Origin of the sequence: Paraplanobispora siamensis, from assembly GCF_016863175.1 — a bacterium.
Classification (GTDB): domain Bacteria; phylum Actinomycetota; class Actinomycetes; order Streptosporangiales; family Streptosporangiaceae; genus Planobispora; species Planobispora siamensis.
In genome coordinates this window covers 1-1,485 of sequence record NZ_BOOJ01000130.1, presented here as the reverse complement: position 1 = coordinate 1,485, position 1,485 = coordinate 1, and the positions used below count along the sequence as shown (strand labels likewise).

The 1,485-nt window shown below is 65.9% G+C and carries 1 protein-coding gene; it reads right to left on the bottom strand.

What is annotated here, in order from left to right; all coding sequences use genetic code 11:
• Window positions 1-1,485, bottom strand: a 1,485-nt coding sequence (locus Psi01_RS42855) for a DNA-directed RNA polymerase subunit beta (RefSeq protein WP_444980739.1), incomplete at both ends; no start/stop codon positions are given.

Here is a 1,485-nt window from a genome sequence, read left to right as displayed (position 1 = left end):
TCTTCGACGCTGCTCGGCTCGCGCCGGGACAGGTCGATGCCGAGCTCTTCGGCGGCGCGGAAGACATCCTCGTCGGTGTCGCGCATCTCGATCGACATGCCGTCGCTGGAGAGCACCTCGACATTCAGGCACAGCGACTGCATCTCCTTGATCAACACCTTGAACGACTCGGGAATGCCCGGCTCGGGGATGTTCTCGCCCTTGACGATGGCCTCATAGACCTTCACCCGGCCCAGCACATCGTCGGACTTGATGGTCAGCAGCTCCTGCAGCGCATAGGCCGCACCATAGGCCTCCAGCGCCCAGACCTCCATCTCACCAAAGCGCTGCCCGCCGAACTGCGCCTTACCACCCAGCGGCTGCTGCGTGATCATCGAGTACGGGCCGGTGGACCGAGCATGGATCTTGTCATCCACCAGGTGCAGCAGCTTCAGGATGTAGATGTAGCCCACCGAGATCGGATGCGGGAACGGCTCACCCGAGCGGCCGTCAAACAGCTGCGCCTTGCCGTTGGGCCCGACCATGCGCCCGCCGTCCCGATTGACCAGGGTGTTGTCCAGCAGCCCGACGATCTCCTCCTCGTGCGCGCCGTCGAAGACCGGGGTGGCCACATTGGTACGCGGCGCCACCTCACCAAAGCCCTTGTCACGCAGCCGCTCGGCCCAGGCCTCGGCAATGCCGGAGATGTCCCAGCCACGCGCGGCGATCCACCCCAGATGGGTCTCCAGCACCTGCCCGACGTTCATCCGGCCGGGCACCCCCAGCGGGTTGAGGATGATGTCGACCGGGGTGCCGTCCTCCAGGAACGGCATGTCCTCCACCGGGAGGATCTTGGAGATGACGCCCTTGTTGCCGTGCCGGCCCGCCAGCTTGTCCCCATCGGTGATCTTCCGCTTTTGCGCCACGTACACGCGCACCAGCTCATTGACCCCCGGCGGCAGCTCATCGCCCTCCTCACGGGAGAACACCCGCACCCCGATGACCTTGCCCTGCTCGCCGTGCGGCACCTTCAGCGAGGTGTCACGCACCTCCCGGGCCTTCTCCCCGAAGATCGCACGCAGCAGCCGCTCCTCGGGCGTCAGCTCGGTCTCGCCCTTGGGAGTGACCTTGCCCACCAGGATGTCACCGGGCACCACCTCGGCGCCGATCCGGATGATGCCGCGCTCGTCCAGATCGGCCAGCACCTCCTCGGACACATTCGGGATGTCCCGGGTGATCTCCTCGGGGCCCAGCTTGGTGTCGCGGGCGTCGACCTCGTGCTCTTCGATGTGGATCGAAGACAGCACATCGTCTTGGACCAGGCGCTGGGACAAGATGATGGCGTCTTCGTAGTTGTGGCCCTCCCAGGGCATGAAGGCCACCAGCAGGTTCTTGCCCAGCGCCATCTCACCGTCATCGGTGCACGGCCCGTCGGCGATGACCTGGCCGGTCTCGATGCGGTCGCCCTCGGCCACGATCGGCTTCTGGTTGAAACAGGTGCCCTGG